This is a genomic window from Rhodococcus sp. MurmanLake-1 (genome assembly GCF_056945715.1).
In genome coordinates this window covers 309,271-325,933 of record NZ_JBWZNF010000005.1, presented here as the reverse complement: position 1 = coordinate 325,933, position 16,663 = coordinate 309,271, and the positions used below count along the sequence as shown (strand labels likewise).

At 63.6% G+C, this 16,663-nt stretch carries 17 protein-coding genes; 11 read left to right on the top strand and 6 right to left on the bottom strand.

Annotated elements, in window-relative coordinates; translation table 11 throughout:
• Positions 1-29 precede the first annotated feature (29 nt).
• The 6 genes from AC2ETI_RS16825 to mnhG are packed head-to-tail and all read left to right on the top strand — an operon-like array spanning position 30 to position 6,384.
• A complete protein-coding gene (locus AC2ETI_RS16825; protein ID WP_019744494.1) occupies positions 30-2,867 on the top strand; it encodes a Na+/H+ antiporter subunit A in 2,838 nt (945 codons plus the stop codon).
• Positions 2,864-3,496: a Na(+)/H(+) antiporter subunit C gene (locus AC2ETI_RS16820; RefSeq protein WP_019744495.1), complete on the top strand. Its 633-nt coding sequence runs from the start codon at positions 2,864-2,866 to the stop codon at positions 3,494-3,496. The genes AC2ETI_RS16825 and AC2ETI_RS16820 overlap by 4 nt, the downstream gene beginning before the upstream one ends.
• Positions 3,493-5,208: a Na+/H+ antiporter subunit D gene (locus AC2ETI_RS16815; protein WP_019744496.1), complete on the top strand. Its 1,716-nt coding sequence runs from the start codon at positions 3,493-3,495 to the stop codon at positions 5,206-5,208. The genes AC2ETI_RS16820 and AC2ETI_RS16815 overlap by 4 nt, the downstream gene beginning before the upstream one ends.
• Positions 5,205-5,777, top strand: coding sequence for a Na+/H+ antiporter subunit E (locus AC2ETI_RS16810; protein ID WP_003945063.1), 573 nt, complete (start codon positions 5,205-5,207; stop codon positions 5,775-5,777). Before AC2ETI_RS16815 ends, AC2ETI_RS16810 begins: the two co-directional genes overlap by 4 nt.
• The gene (locus tag AC2ETI_RS16805) at positions 5,774-6,043 is read left to right on the top strand and encodes a monovalent cation/H+ antiporter complex subunit F (RefSeq protein WP_003945061.1); all 270 of its coding nucleotides are present in this window, start codon (positions 5,774-5,776) and stop codon (positions 6,041-6,043) included. The genes AC2ETI_RS16810 and AC2ETI_RS16805 overlap by 4 nt, the downstream gene beginning before the upstream one ends.
• A complete protein-coding gene (gene mnhG / locus AC2ETI_RS16800; protein ID WP_003945045.1) occupies positions 6,040-6,384 on the top strand; it encodes a monovalent cation/H(+) antiporter subunit G in 345 nt (114 codons plus the stop codon). The genes AC2ETI_RS16805 and mnhG overlap by 4 nt, the downstream gene beginning before the upstream one ends.
• Here mnhG and AC2ETI_RS16795 read toward each other — a convergent pair.
• The 5 genes from AC2ETI_RS16795 to napA form a co-directional block, all read right to left on the bottom strand.
• A complete protein-coding gene (locus AC2ETI_RS16795) occupies positions 6,350-7,717 on the bottom strand; it encodes a phosphatase PAP2 family protein (RefSeq protein WP_019744497.1) in 1,368 nt (455 codons plus the stop codon). The genes mnhG and AC2ETI_RS16795 overlap by 35 nt on opposite strands.
• A gap of 105 nt (positions 7,718-7,822) precedes the next feature.
• Positions 7,823-8,947 carry a glutamate--cysteine ligase gene (locus AC2ETI_RS16790; RefSeq protein ID WP_003945034.1) on the bottom strand — a complete coding sequence of 375 codons (1,125 nt, stop codon included), beginning with the start codon at positions 8,945-8,947 and terminating at the stop codon, positions 7,823-7,825.
• A gap of 90 nt (positions 8,948-9,037) precedes the next feature.
• Positions 9,038-9,739: a superoxide dismutase[Cu-Zn] gene (gene sodC, locus AC2ETI_RS16785; RefSeq protein WP_020906693.1), complete on the bottom strand. Its 702-nt coding sequence runs from the start codon at positions 9,737-9,739 to the stop codon at positions 9,038-9,040.
• Between the two features lie 95 nt (positions 9,740-9,834).
• Positions 9,835-10,431, bottom strand: a complete 597-nt coding sequence (locus tag AC2ETI_RS16780) for a LytR C-terminal domain-containing protein (RefSeq protein WP_021333972.1) — start codon at positions 10,429-10,431, stop codon at positions 9,835-9,837.
• Between the two features lie 53 nt (positions 10,432-10,484).
• Complete coding sequence (gene napA / locus AC2ETI_RS16775) at positions 10,485-10,835, bottom strand: nucleoid-associated protein NapA (protein ID WP_007730120.1); 351 nt, start codon at positions 10,833-10,835, stop codon at positions 10,485-10,487.
• Positions 10,836-11,079: 244 nt separating this feature from the next.
• Between napA and AC2ETI_RS16770 the strand changes: the two genes are divergently transcribed.
• Genes AC2ETI_RS16770 through AC2ETI_RS16760 form a run of 3 tightly spaced genes read left to right on the top strand, consistent with a single transcriptional unit; the run spans position 11,080 to position 13,448 of the window.
• Complete coding sequence (locus AC2ETI_RS16770) at positions 11,080-11,679, top strand: peptide deformylase (RefSeq protein ID WP_019744501.1); 600 nt, start codon at positions 11,080-11,082, stop codon at positions 11,677-11,679.
• Between the two features lie 10 nt (positions 11,680-11,689).
• Positions 11,690-12,631, top strand: coding sequence for an N-acetylglutamate synthase, CG3035 family (locus tag AC2ETI_RS16765; RefSeq protein ID WP_443706226.1), 942 nt, complete (start codon positions 11,690-11,692; stop codon positions 12,629-12,631).
• 16 nt (positions 12,632-12,647) lie between these two features.
• Entirely contained in the window at positions 12,648-13,448 is an 801-nt protein-coding gene (locus AC2ETI_RS16760) for an exodeoxyribonuclease III (protein ID WP_020906690.1), read from the top strand.
• Between the two features lie 61 nt (positions 13,449-13,509).
• Here the strand turns inward: AC2ETI_RS16760 and AC2ETI_RS16755 are convergent, their stop codons facing one another.
• The gene (locus tag AC2ETI_RS16755) at positions 13,510-13,941 is read right to left on the bottom strand and encodes a GNAT family N-acetyltransferase (protein WP_223257849.1); all 432 of its coding nucleotides are present in this window, start codon (positions 13,939-13,941) and stop codon (positions 13,510-13,512) included.
• Between the two features lie 248 nt (positions 13,942-14,189).
• Here AC2ETI_RS16755 and thiC point away from each other — a divergent pair, with 248 nt between their 5' ends.
• Both thiC and thiD read left to right on the top strand, forming a co-directional pair.
• Positions 14,190-15,821 carry a phosphomethylpyrimidine synthase ThiC gene (thiC, locus tag AC2ETI_RS16750; protein ID WP_019744505.1) on the top strand — a complete coding sequence of 544 codons (1,632 nt, stop codon included), beginning with the start codon at positions 14,190-14,192 and terminating at the stop codon, positions 15,819-15,821.
• On the top strand, positions 15,818-16,660 hold the full coding sequence (gene thiD, locus AC2ETI_RS16745) for a bifunctional hydroxymethylpyrimidine kinase/phosphomethylpyrimidine kinase (protein ID WP_070796573.1): 843 nt from the start codon (positions 15,818-15,820) through the stop codon (positions 16,658-16,660). Before thiC ends, thiD begins: the two co-directional genes overlap by 4 nt.
• Positions 16,661-16,663: the final 3 nt, after the last annotated feature.

Below are 16,663 nucleotides of genomic sequence, written 5' to 3'. Positions count from 1 at the left end.
CGCCCGCTGACAACACGACGGAGTGCCTTTTGCTCGCTATCTTGCTTGCCCATGCCGTTGCCGCCCTCTTGGCTCCGCTTGTGGTGCGCAGGTTAGGGCGAAACGGCTTCTTCCCCCTCGCGATAGTCCCCCTCGCCAGCCTCGGCTGGGTCATCGACAAATGGGGCACCGTCGAGACGCTGCACATCACCTGGGTTCCCGGCCTGTCGATGGACATCGACTTCAGGTTCGACGCGCTTTCCGCCATCATGGCCGTGCTCGTCCTGGGCGTCGGCACGCTGATCCTGATCTACTGCGCCCGCTACTTCAACGACGACGAACCTCGACTCGGCATCTTCGCCGCCGAGATGGTCGCCTTCGCGGGTGCCATGTTCGGACTCGTGACCAGCGACAACATGCTGCTTCTCTACGTGTTCTGGGAACTGACGACCGTCTTGTCGTTCCTGCTCGTGGGTCACTACGCCGAACGCGCCACCAGTCGCCGCGCCGCGACCCAGGCACTGCTGGTCACCACCGCCGGTGGTCTGGCGATGTTGGTCGGCATGATCATCCTCGGCCAGGTCGGCGGCAGCTACAACCTGTCCGAACTGGTCGCGAACCCGCCGACGGGGTGGCTCCCGTCCGTCGCGATCGTCTTGATCCTGATCGGTGCGCTCTCCAAATCGGCAATCGTGCCCCTGCACTTCTGGCTGCCAGGTGCGATGGCCGCGCCCACCCCCGTCAGCGGTTATCTTCACGCGGCAGCAATGGTCAAGGCCGGTATCTACCTCGTCGCGCGCCTGGCTCCCGGGTACGCCGATTCGCCGCCGTGGCGCATCACCATCATCAGTTTGGGTCTGCTGTCGATGATCCTCGCCGGTTGGCGAGCCATGCGCGCGTACGACCTCAAACTCGTCCTCGCCTTCGGAACCGTCAGCCAACTCGGCTTCATGATGGTCCTGGTCGGCATCGGCACGCGTGACGCCGCCCTGGCCGGCATGACGATGGTCGTAGCGCACGCGATGTTCAAGGCCGCACTCTTCATGGTCGTTGGCATCATCGATCACACCACCGGCACCCGTGACCTGCGCAAACTTGCTCACCTGGGTAAAGCGGCACCCGCTCTCGCGATCATCGCGAGCCTCGCTGCCGCCAGCATGGCCGGTCTACCACCGCTACTCGGATTCGTCGGCAAGGAAGCCGCACTCGAATCAGTTCTCGAAACGAACGCGCTCGGCCACTGGTCGTCGATCGCCGTCGTCACGGTGATCGTGTTGGGCTCGATCCTGACCGTCGGCTACAGCGTCCGGTTCATCTGGGGAGCCTTCGGACGCAAGACCTTGAGCAAGCCGAGTCCGGCCGTGAGCAAGATGCACAAGCCGGGTTGGCTGTTCCTGTTCGCGCCCGGCCTACTCGCGGTTCTCGGTCTGGCCGCCGGCATTCTCTCGCCCCAACTCGAGAAGCTGCTGACGCCGTACTCGACCACGCTGGCCCCCGGACCTCACGCCGACTACCACCTCGCGCTGTGGCATGGATTCAACACTCCGCTGCTGCTCACCTGCATCGTCATCGCCGGCGGCATCGCGCTCTACATCGCGCAGCGTCAGATCAGCCGCCTGCATTTCGAGCACCCGCCGCTCGGCAACGCCGACCGTATCTACGACGCGACCCTGCGCGGCATGGACACCATCTCGATGCGCCTGACCGGTGCCACTCAGCGTGGTTCGCTCCCCCGCACGCAGTCGACGATTCTTGCGACGCTGGTCGTGGTGCCACTGTTCCTGCTGATCATCGACACCGATGGCGGCGGAGTCGACCTTCGGATGTGGGATTCACCCATCCAGTTCACTATCGCGCTGATGATGATTTCGGCCGCCATCGCCGCGACGCTGATGCGCAACCGACTCGCCAGCGTCATCCTCGTCGGACTCACCGGCTACGGCTGTGGCGTGTTGTTCGCGCTGCACGGCGCACCCGACCTCGCGCTGACCCAGTTCCTCGTCGAAACCTTGACCCTCGTGATCTTCGTGCTGGTACTCCGGAAGTTCCCCGCAGAGGTCGACGAGAGCAAGGCAATCGGCTTCAAGTGGCCGCGTGCCGCACTCGCCGTCGCCGTCGGTATCACCGTCACCACCATCGCGGCCTTCGCGACCAATGCGAGAAACACTCGTCCGATCTACGAACTGCTTCCCGACGCGGCCTACGACCTGGGCAACGGCAAGAACGTCGTCAACGTCCTACTCGTCGACATCCGCGCATGGGACACGCTCGGTGAGATCTCGGTCCTGCTGGTCGCGGCAACCGGCGTCGCCAGCCTCGTGTTCCGCAACCGCCGCTTCGGTATCGCGCCGCGAGTCGCGGACGCCCCCTCCGTCATCGTCGACAAGGCAGCGGCCAACTCGGACACGACGTGGTTGCGCGGCGGAGACCTCATCGATCCTCGACACCGTTCGCTGGTTCTCGAGGTCACCACGAGGTTGATCTTCCCGACCATCATGGTGTTGTCGATCTACTTCTTCTTCTCCGGTCACAATGCCCCCGGCGGCGGTTTCGCCGGAGGCCTGACGGCGGGCCTCGCCCTCGTGCTGCGTTACCTCGCCGGTGGCCGCTACGAACTCGGTGAAGCCGTACCCATCGACGCGGGCAAGATTCTCGGCCTCGGTTTGGCACTGGCCGCGGGCACCGCCCTGGTGTCTCTGTTCCTCGGCGCCCCGGCACTCTCGTCGGCTGTCTTCGAGTTCACGCTCCCACTCATCGGCCACGTCAAACTGGTCACCGCACTGTTCTTCGACCTGGGCGTCTACCTCATCGTGGTCGGCCTGGTCCTGGACGTACTCCGAAGTCTCGGCGCCCGCCTCGACGCAGAAATCGAGGTGAAAGCACCATGAGCGCAAACATCGGAATGCTGATCCTGATCGGCGTCCTCACGTCGGCCGGTGTCTACCTGCTGATCGAACGAAGCATCACCCGGATGCTCCTCGGTCTACTTCTATTCGGTAACGCCATCAACCTCTTGATCCTGACCGTAGGTGGATCGGACGGGAATCCGCCCATCGTCGGCCGAGATTCGGTCCACGAGGAGATAGCGGATCCGCTCGCCCAGGGCATGATCCTGACGGCCATCGTGATCACGATGGGTATCGCCGGCTTCGTTCTGGCACTGGCGTACCGGTCTTACAAGATCAACACCGCCGACGCCGTCGAGGACGATCCCGAGGACACCAAGATCCTCAAGCGTCGCCTGCCTGCCGACGCTCCCGACCACGACCGCTCCGACGACCCGGTCACCGGTGCCCCGAGCATCGGCGGCGACGCATTCGACAAGGACGGAAACCCTATTCCCCTCGAACAACTGGTCAACCTCGAGGACATCGAATGCTACGACGACCTCCACGACGGCGACTTCGAGGACGAACCGGTACCCGACTGGGCCACCGACCTTGCTCGTAAGAAGGAATCCGAGAAGCGGCGCAAAGACGCTCGCCAGACCAAGATCGAGGGAGGTGGCGGCGCATGACCATCTCGGACAACCTGATGGGAGCCCTTGCGCCCCTGCCCGTCCTGATCCCGATGCTGGCCGCAGCTGCGACGCTGGTTGTCGGCCGACGTCCGCGTTTCCAGCGTGTCATCACACTGATCGCGCTCATCGGCGTCGTCGCGGTGTCTGGCTTGCTGCTCTACCTCGCCGACCGCGACGGTACGACGGCCGTTCAGGTCGGCGGCTGGGACTCCCCCATCGGCATCACACTCGTCGTCGACCGTCTCTCGGCGATGATGCTCGTGGTCTCGTCGGTGGTGTTGCTCGCCGTCATGATCTACGCGATCGGTCAGGGTATTCGCGACGGCAGCGAGGCCCAGCCGGTCTCGATCTTCCTGCCGACCTATCTCGCATTGACCGCCGGTATCTCGAACGCGTTCCTCGCCGGTGACCTCTTCAACCTGTACGTCGGATTCGAGGTTCTGCTCGCCGCGAGTTTCGTGCTCCTGACGCTCGGTGCCAGCGCCGACCGCGTTCGGGCCGGTGTCTCGTACGTGATGGTCTCGATGGTGTCTTCGCTGATCTTCCTGGCGGGCATCGCCTTCGCCTATGCGGCGACCGGCACCCTCAACATGGCCGACATGGCCCTGCGCTTCGACAACATTCCGCCGGGCACACGAACCGCCATCTTCGCTGTCCTGCTCGTGGCGTTCGGCATCAAGGCTGCGGTCTTCCCGCTGTCGGCGTGGCTACCGGACTCGTATCCGACCGCGCCCGCACCGATCACCGCCGTCTTCGCCGGGTTGCTCACCAAGGTCGGTGTGTACGCGATCATCCGCGCGCACTCGTTGCTGTTCCCGCAAGGAGAACTCGACAACGTACTGATGGTGTGCGGTCTGCTCACGATGGTGGTCGGCATCATGGGTGCCATCGCGCAGAGCGACATCAAACGTCTGCTCTCGTTCACACTGGTCAGCCATATCGGTTACATGATCTTCGGTATCGCACTGTCCACGACGTCCGGGCTGTCCGGCGCGATCTACTACGTCGCCCACCACATCATCGTGCAGACGACGCTCTTCCTCGTCGTGGGTCTGATCGAACGACAAGCCGGGTCGTCGTCGCTGCGCCGTCTCGGCGGTCTGGCTGCGGCCAGCCCGATCCTCGCGATCGTCTTCCTGATCCCGGCACTGAATCTCGGTGGTATCCCGCCGTTCTCGGGCTTCATCGGCAAGGTCGCGCTCCTGCAGGCCGGTGCGGCCGACGCCAGCGCGCTGGCCTGGATCCTCGTCGCCGGCGGCACGATCACCAGCTTGCTGACGCTCTACGCCGTCGCCCGCGTGTGGACCAAGGCCTTCTGGCGAGCCCGCGCCGACGCGCCCGAAGGTGACCTCGCCGACGTCAGCCCGTCAGCACTGATCGACGAGTCCGAAGAGGACATCGCGTTCGTCGACCGCGAGGACGTCGGCAAGATTCCGGTCTTCATGCTGATTCCGACGGTCGGACTCGTCATCGTCGGCCTGGCACTGACGGTGTTCGCAGGCCGGATCATCGACATCAGCGACAGAGCGGCGAAGGATCTGCAAGACCGGTCCATCTACATCGACGCGGTTCTCGGCAACCACCGACCCGTGCCGGTCGACGAAGCTCCCGTCGCTGCAGACGACCCTGCTGTAGCTCCCAGTACCGATGCCCCGAACAGCGACGTCCCGAACACCGACGCCCCGAACACCGAGGAGGCTCCGCGATGAAACGCGAACAGGTACTCCGCGTCGGGATCCTGCTGTGGCTGATGGTCGTATGGATCCTGTTGTGGGGCAACATCAGTTTCGGCAACATCTTCGGCGGACTCGCCGTCGGCCTGATCATCATGGTCCTGCTTCCCCTCCCCCGTGTACCGGTCGAGGGTCGGGTACATCTGCTGTCGATTCTGCGTCTGCTGTGGATGATCGTGTACTACGCGATCCAGTCGAGTATCCAGGTAGCGTGGCTGGCGATCCGTCCGTCGCCGCCGCCGGTCACCGGAGTTCTGCGTTACCAACTCGGGATCAAGTCCGACCTGGTTCTCACGCTGTGCATCGACGTACTGAACCTGATCCCGGGCACCATGGTTCTCGAGATCGACCAGAACCGGCGCATCGTCTACGTCCACGTGCTCGACGTCGGCTCGCAGAAAGCCGTCAGCGCGTTCTACCGCTCGGTGGAGGATCTCGAGCGGTTGTTCATCGCGTCGTTCGAACGTGATTCGGACTGGCAACCCAGCCCGTGGCACCAGCGCGACTACGAATTCGATGCACCCCGGCAGGAGGACCAACCATGAACGGGTTCATCACCACGATCTTGATCATTTCCGGAGTGATTCTGCTGATCGCCGCCGTACTGACCACGTTCCGATTGCTCGACGGTCCGAGCTCACTCGACCGCCTCGTCGCTCTGGACACGATCATCGCGGTCTCGATGTGTGGACTCGCCGTCTGGGCCGCGTACAGCAAAGACACCACGATCGTTCCCGCGATCGTGGCGCTGGCACTGGTCGGCTTCATCGGTTCCGTGTCAGTCGCGCGCTTCCGGGTGAGTGACCAGTGATCGGCAACATCCTCGACACGATCGGGGCCATCTCCATCTTCCTCGGCGCGCTGCTCGCGCTGACCGCCGCGGTGGGAATCGTTCGCTTCCCCGACACCCTGCGTCGTATGCACGCGGCCACGAAACCTCAGGTGGTCGGACTGATCCTGGTGCTGATGGGCGCCGTGTTCCTGCTTCGTGGGAGCGTCGACATCTGGATGTTGGTCCTGGTGGGCATCTTCACGCTGCTGACCGCGCCCGTGATCGCGCACAGCGTCGGCCGAGTCGCCTACCGCGAACAGCGCGAAGAGGACGACCTCATGAAGATCAACGAGCTGGAAGACCCGGACTCTCTCCTGTAGCGGCATCCCACTCGCCGTCGCGCTCGCCCCACACCGCAAGAGCAGTGCCGGGGCGGGCGAAGAAGGTGGCGAAGTACGCGACCGACATGAGAACCAGGACAGCCATCAGCAGCGGCCCGAAGATCGCCGGGTACTCGGCCATCTGCACCGCAGCGAACCGGTACGAGAGCAACAACCCCGCGAGTAGTGCCGAGCCACCGATCAACAGACGCACTCGGAACCACCCCCAGCCTCGCTCCGGATCCCGTAGCGCCGCATCGAGGGTCAAGCACAGGACGGCACCGGCAATGAGGTCGACGCCGTAGTGGAATCCGAAACCGAGCGTCGCGGTCAGGGTCGCAACGAGCCAGAACGATCCCAGGCTGCGAATCCACCACGGCCCGCTGCGCGAGTGGATGAACAGTGCGACCGCCCACGCGGTGTGCAGGCTCGGCATGCAGTTTCGCGGTGCGGCGTCGTCGAACGGCAGCGACGACGGTGATGCGAAGTCGAAGTTGGGCACGATGTTCGGCCAGTAGTCACCGATCTGGAATCCGAACCCACGCGGACCGAAGGCGAACACCGGGCCGACCACCGGGAACAGGACGTAGAAGATCGGGCCGATCAGCCCGATGAGCAGGAACGTGCGCAGCAGGTGATGCGACGGCCATCCCTTACGTGCTTGGTAGAGGGCAACCACGATCACTGCGACGGGCAGTTCGACGTAGATCCAGTCGAGGGCTGCTGCACCGACGGGGCCCATGGCGTCGACGATCTGGCCCATCACCCACGACGGATTCCCGAGAGCCTGGTCGGCGAGGAACACGTACTCGTCCCACACGTCGGTGCCGACGAGAATGGTGATCTCCAGCCACGTCTCGGCAACCTTGGCGGCGATGATGAGCAACGCGCCGAGAGCGACGCCGTGCAGAACGCTGAGTCGACGCTCGCCGGACAACTTCCACACCGCGTACACCGCGATGGCCGTCAGCACCCAGGTGCCGCCGGTGCCCATAGTCAGCGGTCCACCCGAGAACCAGCGGATCGCGCCGACGACCACGTCGATGACAACGGCCGCGGATACCGCGTAGATGCGTTCTTTGTTGTTCAGTCCAACCAGCGCGAGAGCGAGACCCACCCAGGGCATGGTCGCCGAGCGAGGAACGAGGAAGTAGTCACCGAACAGGCTTTCCACCGGGCCGAGATAGCCCTTGTACGACGCGAACGCCTGCACACCCAGGACCAGCACGGTCAATGCTGCTGTGCCGATCAGAAGGAGTCGATGAGAACTCGACCACGAACGATCCGACTGTCCGGGTACGCCCCCTCGTTGGGACCAACTGTCTATCAACACCGGACAATAGTAAACGCCGTGTGAACCGAATATGGACGCAGACTGGACAATCGGTCTGTATGCCCGTATTTCGACCCTACGAAACCATCGGCAAGACGGAGTGCTCTAAGTACCCAACTCCGCGACCAATGCGTCGACTACCGCAACCAGATCGCCGCCCGTCGCTTCCGCGACACGGCGTTGACGCTGGTAGGAGGCACCGCGACGGGGAATGTCCGCCACCGACGCCAACTCGTCCGCGCAGCCGAGTGAGACCGCTATCGGCGCCAAGTCGTCGAGCAGGCGATCCAGATCGTCAGTGACGAGGCACTCGTTTGCGTCGGAGTCGAGGATGATCTCGGCGTCCAGTCCGTATCTCGCTGCGCGCCACTTGTTTTCCTTGACGTGCCACGGCTGCATGTTCGGCAGAGTCTCACCGGCACTCAGTCTGCGGTCCAGATCGACGATGAGGCAGTGGACCAGAGCAACGAGAGCACCCAGTTCAGCGCGTGTCGAGACGCCGTCGAACACCCGGACCTCGATGGTTCCCCACTTCGGCGCGGGACGGATGTCCCAGTGCATGCCGCCGATCTTGGTGATCACACCGGTCTTCATCTGGTCGTCGATGAACGACTCGTATTCGGCCCAGTTCTCGAACTGGTACGGAAGGCCGGCGGTTGGCAGCTGCTGGAACATCAACGCGCGATTGGACGCATAGCCGGTGTCCACACCGGCCCACATCGGCGAGGACGCCGACAGCGCCAACAGGTGCGGATAGCGCTGCAGCAGTGCGTTGATGATCGGGAAAACGCGATCCGCGGACGAGACACCCACATGAACGTGCACGCCCCAGATCAGCATCTGCCGACCCCACCACTGCGTGCGTTCGATGAGTTCGTCGTAGTCGGGTGTCCGGGTGACCAGCTGCGTCGACCATTGCGCGAACGGGTGCGTGCCCGCGCTGATGAGGTCGACGCCGAGCGGATTCGCAGCGCGGCGAAGCAGATCCAGTGACCTGTCGAGATCACTCATCGCCTCGCCGACCGTCGAGTGAATACCCGTGACGAGTTCGACGGTATTTCGCAGTAGTTCCTTGGTGATGTGCGGGGTTTCCGAGCCGGCAAGCTCTTCGACCGCCGAAAACACCTCGGCTGCTGTGTTGGAGAGATCTCTGGTCTTGCGATCGACCAGCGCGATCTCCCACTCCACGCCCAGCGTCGGGCGCGGCGAACCTGGAAATGGAACTACCACGCAGAGAATCCAATCACAGTGTCGGTAAAAACACCGTGCTGGCTACTGCGTGGTAGTCGCCGGAAGTGATGCAAAACTCAGGTGAGTTTGTCAGCTCTTGGTGATGACACCGCAAGCGACGCGTCCGCCGGCGTCACCGGTGTCGAGCGTCTGCTGATCCGGTGCCGGCGCGTAACGCGTCGGGATGTTGCCGAAGTTGTCCGCACCGGCATGGATCATGACGGATGTTCCACCGTTTGCGACCAGTTCGTCGACGGTGAACGCGTCGGTCGTGGTGACCAGCGTGGCGGTGCCGTCTTCGAGGACCTGAACCGAGGTGAGGTCACCGCTCGCCGGGTGGCCCGAGTGCCCCTCGGCCTGGAAGTGTCCGCCTGCCGAGAGGAAGTTACCCGGCTCTCCGCCGCTGGGAGCTACGGAATTGGTCTCGCACTTGGCGACCTGGTGAACGTGGAATCCGTGGAAGCCGGGGGTCAGGCCCTTGGCGTCGAGGGTGACCTTGACGTCGCTACCTTCCTGCGCGAACGTGACCGTTCCGACCTTGGCGCCGTCGGTGCCGTTCAGCGTTGCGGTGACAGTCTCGGCAGAAGCGCCGGCGTGAGCCGTCTCGGAACCGTGGCCGCCCGCGCTTTCGTGCGCGCTGGGATCGGCTGCACCGGTCCACACCGGAGGAGTCGTGCCGGGGACGCTGCTGGGCTCTTCGCTGTTACTGCAAGCGGTCAAGCCGAAAGCGGCAATCGCGACTACAGGGGCAACGACGCGCCAGGACATACGCCGGGTGCTGCTGGGGGCCATCGAACCGCTCCTTTGAGGTGGCGAGAAAGTGCTTCTGATCATAACGGCGCGTGTAGTAGCTGGAACCGACGGGTCAGTTCCACCTTCACGACCGGTCAGTTGGAGGTCACGATCACGATCACGCCAGGTGACGCGTTCGCGATGCCGGCGAATCGAGGTTCTGCGGTGACTCCGAGTTCAGCTGCGATCTTCTGCGCCGCTGCCTTCTCCGCCGCGGACGATCCGTAGTACACCGTCGTCGTACTGACGGTGCCCTCGCTGTAGTTACCCGTCTCCTCGACGTTCCAACCTGCAGCCGTCAATTCCTCGGCAGTGCCTGCTGCCAGACCCGAGACGGTGCTGTTGTTGAGAACTCGAACGCTGATATTCGACGTGTCGACGCCGCTCGCGGAGCTGGAAGTCGTGGTCGTCGCAGTTCCCGAGGGGCGCGACGTAGTGGTGGTATCGCCCGAAGCGGGTTGCGTCGTCGCTGCCGGCTTGGAAGTGGCAGATGCCGGTGCGGTGGCGCTCGTCGTGGCAGATGCCGAGGATTCGGTCTGCTCTGCTGCGGTGTTCTCGTCGCCCGATCCACCGTCGCTCGATCCACCCAGTGAGGCTGCTCCGAGACCGATGAACACGATCGCCAACGCGATCAACACCATGGCGATTGCGCGAAGCGGAGGTCCGGACGGCTGCTCTTTCGGGGTACTCACGATGTCGACCTTATCGCCAGTGTGTGGACAGCCCGATCATATGTACGCGTGATTCAGGTGACCTCGAAGCCGAGGCGACGGGCGGCCCTGGCCTTCTGACGGCTGGCACGCAGACGACGCAGGCGCTTGACCAGCATGGGATCAGCCGCCAAGGATTCGGGGCGATCGACCAAGGCATTGAGAACCTGGTAGTAGCGGGTTGCCGACATGTCGAACAACTCCTTGATGGCTTCTTCCTTCGCACCGGCGTACTTCCACCACTGGCGCTCGAAGGAGAGGATGTCGTGCTCCCGGCGGGTGAGGCCGTCTTCGCCCACCTCGTGCATGCCTGCTGTATCTACTACCGAATCGTCGGCGCCAGTGCCTTCGGACTGGTTCCGACTACGCGCGGTTGCGCCGTCCATGTCACTCCTCGACTGCTGTGCTCGGCGTCAGCGAGACTCGTATGCCCGGTGTTCTTTTCCGACCGATATTCTCGCGGCCGTGAGTTTCCCGGTCCCCTGGCCCGAAGGTAACTCACAATTTCCCCCGCGGCCCACGTTCCGACCGAGCAACGAATTACATCGCTGTTCTTCAGCAACCATTGAACCATGATCGAGTGTGCGGGCCGTGATAACTACGCGGGCGCGCCGCACTATCCTTGTCCGCATGGCTATCCTCCCCATCCGAATCGTCGGCGACCCGGTACTGCACAAGGCGACAGAGCCGGTCACTCAGTCCCCGGCCGAGATCGCCGAACTGATCGCAGACATGTACGAGACGATGGACGCCGCCAACGGCGTCGGTCTGGCGGCCAATCAGGTCGGCGTTTCACTCCGAGTCTTCGTCTACGACTGCCCCGGTGACGACCGCAGCAGCGAGCGTCGTCGCGGCGTCGTCGTGAACCCGGTACTCGAGACGTCCGAAATCCCCCAGACGATGCCCGACCCGGAAGAAGACTTCGAGGGTTGCCTTTCCGTTCCCGGCGAGCAGTTCCCGACGGGCCGCGCCGATTGGGCGAAGGTCACCGGCACCGACGCCGACGGCAACCCGATCGAGGTCGAGGGCACCGGATTCTTCGCACGGATGCTCCAGCACGAGACCGGGCATCTCGACGGTTTCCTCTACACGGACGTGCTGATCGGCCGCAACGCGCGCGCCGCCAAGAAGATCATCAAGCGTTCCGGTTGGGGCAAGCCCGGTCTGACCTGGACGCCGGGCACCGTCGACGATCCGTTCGGTCACGACGACGACGATTACGAAGACTGAGAATTCCGCTCTGAACGGCAACATTTCGATCGGTAGCCGGGTGGTTTTGCGATACAAGCTCCCACCCGGCTATTCGCATCCCATGACCGACGTCATCGGCATCCTCGAGGGCGCCGATCCCATCGCCGTCCGCAGCGGCGACGGTCGGCTGGTCCAGGTCTCCGCCGATCAGGTGATTGCACTCAAGACTCTCTCGGCCCGCCCGATTCGCATCGGCGAGATTCGAAACCTCGAAACGGCTGCTGCGGCGGCGTGGCCGGGGGTCGAGCAGGCGTGGATCGAAGGTTGGTTGCTGCGCGCCGGTCACGGCTTCACCGGCCGCGCCAATTCAGCTTTGCCGCTCGGTGGTGCGGGGACGGTTGCCGGCTTCGACGCGAGCACTCTCGAACGGATACGCCAGTGGTTCGGTGACCGCGGCCTGCCGACCCTGCTGCTCCTCCCCGATCGACTCGGCACCGCTCCGGACGGGTGGACCAGCGAGAAGGAAACCATCGTGATGGCCGCCGATCTGGGCAATGTCACGCTGCCGCTCGGTCCTCCGGTCACCTCGTTCGCCGACCGCCCAGACCACAACTGGCTGTCGACGTACGACGCCCACGGAGATCCGGCGTACGTCGAGGCGGTCCTCACGGCTGTCGTGGGCAGTGCAACTTTCGGCGCGATCGGAAACACCGACACGACGCTTGCCATCGGGCGCGCTGCGCTCACCGAGGCGCCCGATGGCAAGCGCTGGGTAGGACTGACCGGCATTCACGTCGCCCCTGAACACCGTCGTCACGGAATCGGGTCGCTGATCTGCGGAGATCTACTCTCCTGGGGTCGTCAGAACGGTGCGACGCACGCGTACCTCCAGGTTTCGGCGGAGAACTCCGCGGCGATCGCGCTCTACGAGCGGCTCGGATTCGTCGAACACCACCGCTACCGATACGCCACCGATCCTGTCGGCGGCTGACGCTAGGCTTGCCCTCGTGCGCATCGCTACTTGGAACGTCAACTCCGTCCGTGCCCGTACCGACAGGATCATCGACTGGCTCGGTCGATCCGACGTCGACGTCCTGGCAATGCAGGAAACCAAGTGCAAGGACGAGCAGTTTCCGTACGAACGCTTCAAGGAAATCGGCTACGAGGTCGCCCACGTCGGGTTGAGCCAGTGGAACGGTGTCGCCATCGCTTCGCGCGTCGGCCTGGACGACGTGCAGATCGGCTTCGAGGATCAGCCCGGGTTCGACAAGGATCCCGAGGCAGACCCGGTCCGCGAGGCACGTGCGATCGGTGCCACCTGCGGCGGTGTGCGGGTGTGGAGCCTGTACGTCCCCAACGGCCGTGAGCTGGAAGACCCGCATTACGCCTACAAGCTGGATTGGCTGGCCAAACTGCGCGACGACGCGGAGGGCTGGCTCAAGCAGGATCCCGACGCGCAGATCGCCCTGGTCGGTGACTGGAACGTCGCTCCTACGGACGACGACGTGTGGGATCCCGCTTTCTTCGAGGGCAAGACCCACACGTCGGAGCCGGAACGAGCTGCATTCACCGCCTTCACCGAGTCCGGGTTCGCGGACGTCGTTCGCCCGTACACCCCCGGTCCCGGCGTGTACACGTACTGGGACTACACGCAGCTTCGCTTCCCGAAGAAGCAGGGCATGCGAATCGACTTCATCCTCGGCTCTCCGGCATTCGCAGCGCGCGTCGAGGCGGCCGAGATCGATCGAAACGAGCGAAAAGGCAAGGGCGCCAGCGATCACGCTCCAGTGATCGTAAAGCTCGGGTGATCGTGAATCTCGGGTAATCGTAAAGCTCGGAGCCTGATCGCCTGTTTGCAACCTTCGGCGGCTAGTCCTCGACGAGCAGTTCCAGATACTCGGGATGCTCGCCGAGGTACCGCTGAACATAGGTGCACACAGGCCGCACCGACCATTCACGTTCACGGGCGCAGTCCATCGCGAACTGCACGAGTACGGCTGCCAGTCCCTGCCCGCCGTACTCCTCCTTGACAACGGTATGCATGTACGCAACCACGTCGCCCGCTTCGGCTCCGCTCCCCGAAATCTCGTCCTCGTCGCGGTATCCGAGGATGCCGACCAACTCGTCGTCGGAGAGCAGTTCGAATCGTTCGTGCGACGGATTGTCCACGAGCGTGACTTCCGGTGAGGTTCCGGTTCTCGAGTTTTCGATGTCGTTCATTGCGGCGACCTCCACGGCACGATCTGCAACTGCGCGATCTGCGACTGCTGCGTTCGCACGCTCTCCATAACTGTGATCCATGCCACTCATAGAATCAGCTACCGACGACGCTGTCCCGGGTTCGACCAATTTTTGCACCGCGAACGACTCCACCGCAATCGCAGTGAAACGCTTTTTCGGGGTTGAGATAGAGTCGCCCGGTGCCGCTGTGACAGCGGGCACAAATTTCATACAACCACCACGGGGGCTCGCACCAGCGGGCTGAGAGGACGGCTAGGGCCGTCGACCGGATGAACCTGACCGGATAATGCCGGCGTAGGGAGCGCACCATGCAGGAGAAGTCTGTCCGTACGGCTGTTCACGCGACTGTCCACACCGCTGTGACAACCGGCCCGATCGAGGGCAGTAGTAAGCACTACGTCGAATCGGATTCTCTCCGGATCCCACTTCGACGCGTCACTCTCACCAATGGTGAGCATCTGGACCTGTACGACACGTCAGGTCCTTACACCGACACGGACGCCGACATCGACCTCGATGCAGGGCTCCCGACGACCAGGGACACCTGGGAACGCCCGGAAAGCAATCGGACGCAACTGGAATGCGCCCGAGACGGTGTGATCACCCCGGAGATGCGCTATTGCGCTGCACGCGAGGGCGTTTCAGCCGAACTGGTGCGTTCCGAGGTGGCTCGCGGGCGGGCGGTAATTCCCGCGAACCATCGCCACGGCGAGCTGGAGCCGATGATCATCGGCAAGAAGTTCGCCGTCAAGATCAACGCGAATATCGGGAACTCGGCCGTAACCTCCTCTGTTGCAGAGGAAGTAGAAAAGATGGTGTGGGCGATCCGCTGGGGCGCCGACACCATCATGGACCTGTCCACCGGCAAGGACATCCACCTGACCCGTGAATGGATTCTGCGCAACTCACCCGTGCCGGTCGGCACGGTACCGATCTACCAGGCACTCGAGAAAGTCAACGGAGATCCCACTGCTCTGACATGGGAAATCTACCGCGACACGGTAATCGAGCAGTGCGAGCAGGGCGTCGACTACATGACCGTGCATGCCGGTGTAAGAATCGGTTACATCGCTCTGACTGCTGGTCGCGTCACGGGAATCGTCTCGCGCGGCGGCGCGATCATGGCCGCGTGGTGCATGCACCACAGGCAGGAATCGTTCCTCTACACCCACTTCGACGAACTGTGCGAGATCTTGCGCCGATACGACGTCACGTTCTCCCTCGGTGACGGGCTTCGACCGGGATCGATCGCCGACGCCAACGACGCCGCCCAATTCGCGGAGCTTCGCACTCTGGGAGAACTCACGCAGATTGCGAAATCCGCAGGAGTCCAGGTCATGATCGAGGGCCCCGGACACGTTCCCATGGACAAGATCGAGGAAAACGTCCGTCTGGAAGAAGAGCTCTGCGACGAGGCACCGTTCTACACCCTCGGACCGCTCGCTACCGATATCGCGCCGGCGTACGACCACATCACCTCCGCCATCGGTGCGGCGATGATCGCACGGGCGGGAACGGCGATGCTCTGTTACGTCACACCCAAGGAACACCTCGGCCTGCCCAACCGAGACGACGTGAAAACCGGTGTGATCACCTACAAGATCGCTGCCCATGCAGCAGACCTGGCAAAAGGGCACCCGAATGCACAGGCCCGCGACGACGCACTGTCCAAGGCGCGCTTCGAATTTCGCTGGTTGGACCAGTTCGCTTTGTCACTCGACCCGGACACCGCCAGGGAGTTCCACGACGAGACACTGCCGGCCGAGCCCGCCAAGACCGCACATTTCTGCTCGATGTGCGGGCCGAAGTTCTGCTCGATGCGGATCTCGGCGGACGTACGTCAGTACGCGGAAATCCTGGAAGCGGAAATCCCGGAAACCGAGTCCATCCGGACCGAGCTGCCGTTTCCCCAGGTCCGGTCGGTAGGCTCGTCGTCGTGAAGCTGCTGCCCCTGACCCCCGCCGGACAGACCCCGATTCGGGCATTGACCATCGCCGGAACCGACTCCGGCGGCGGAGCCGGCATTCAAGCCGATTCCCGCACGATGGCGATGTGCGGAGTACACGCCTGTGTGGCCGTCGCCGCTGTGACGGTCCAGAATTCGGTGGGCGTCAGCGGATTCCACGAGATTCCGCCGGAGATCGTCGCCGACCAGGTGCGCGTTGTGGTCTCGGACATCGGCGTCGGCGCAGCGAAGACGGGAATGCTGGCCTCGACGACGATCATAGAAGCGGTAGCCGCAGTTGCCGCCGAGGTGGGGATCGGCCGCGACCGACCGATCCCGCTGGTGGTCGACCCCGTGTGCGCGTCGATGCACGGCGATCCACTGTTGCACGAAGAAGCTCTCGACGCGGTCCGCAACACCTTGATCCCGGCTGCCACGGTGGTCACTCCGAACCTCGACGAGGTTCGGTTGATCACCGGCATCGAGGTCGTCGACGACAAGAGCGCCCGCCAAGCGGCAGAAGCGTTGCATGCGCTCGGCGCTCAATGGTCCATCGTCAAGGGCGGCCACCTTCGTACTTCGGAGTTGTCCACCGATCTGTTGTTCGACGGAGACCGTTTCCTCGAATTCAGCAGTGCCCGGATCGACACCGGCAACGATCACGGCGGCGGAGACACGCTGGCCGCTGCGATCACTTGCGCTCTCGCACATGACTATTCCGTTCCGGACGCGGTGGCGTTCGGCAAAGAGTGGGTGACCAAGTGTCTCGAGGCGTCGTACGACCTCGGCGCAGGACATGGTCCGGTGTCCCCGCTCTGGCGGCTCCAGGTCTAGTGC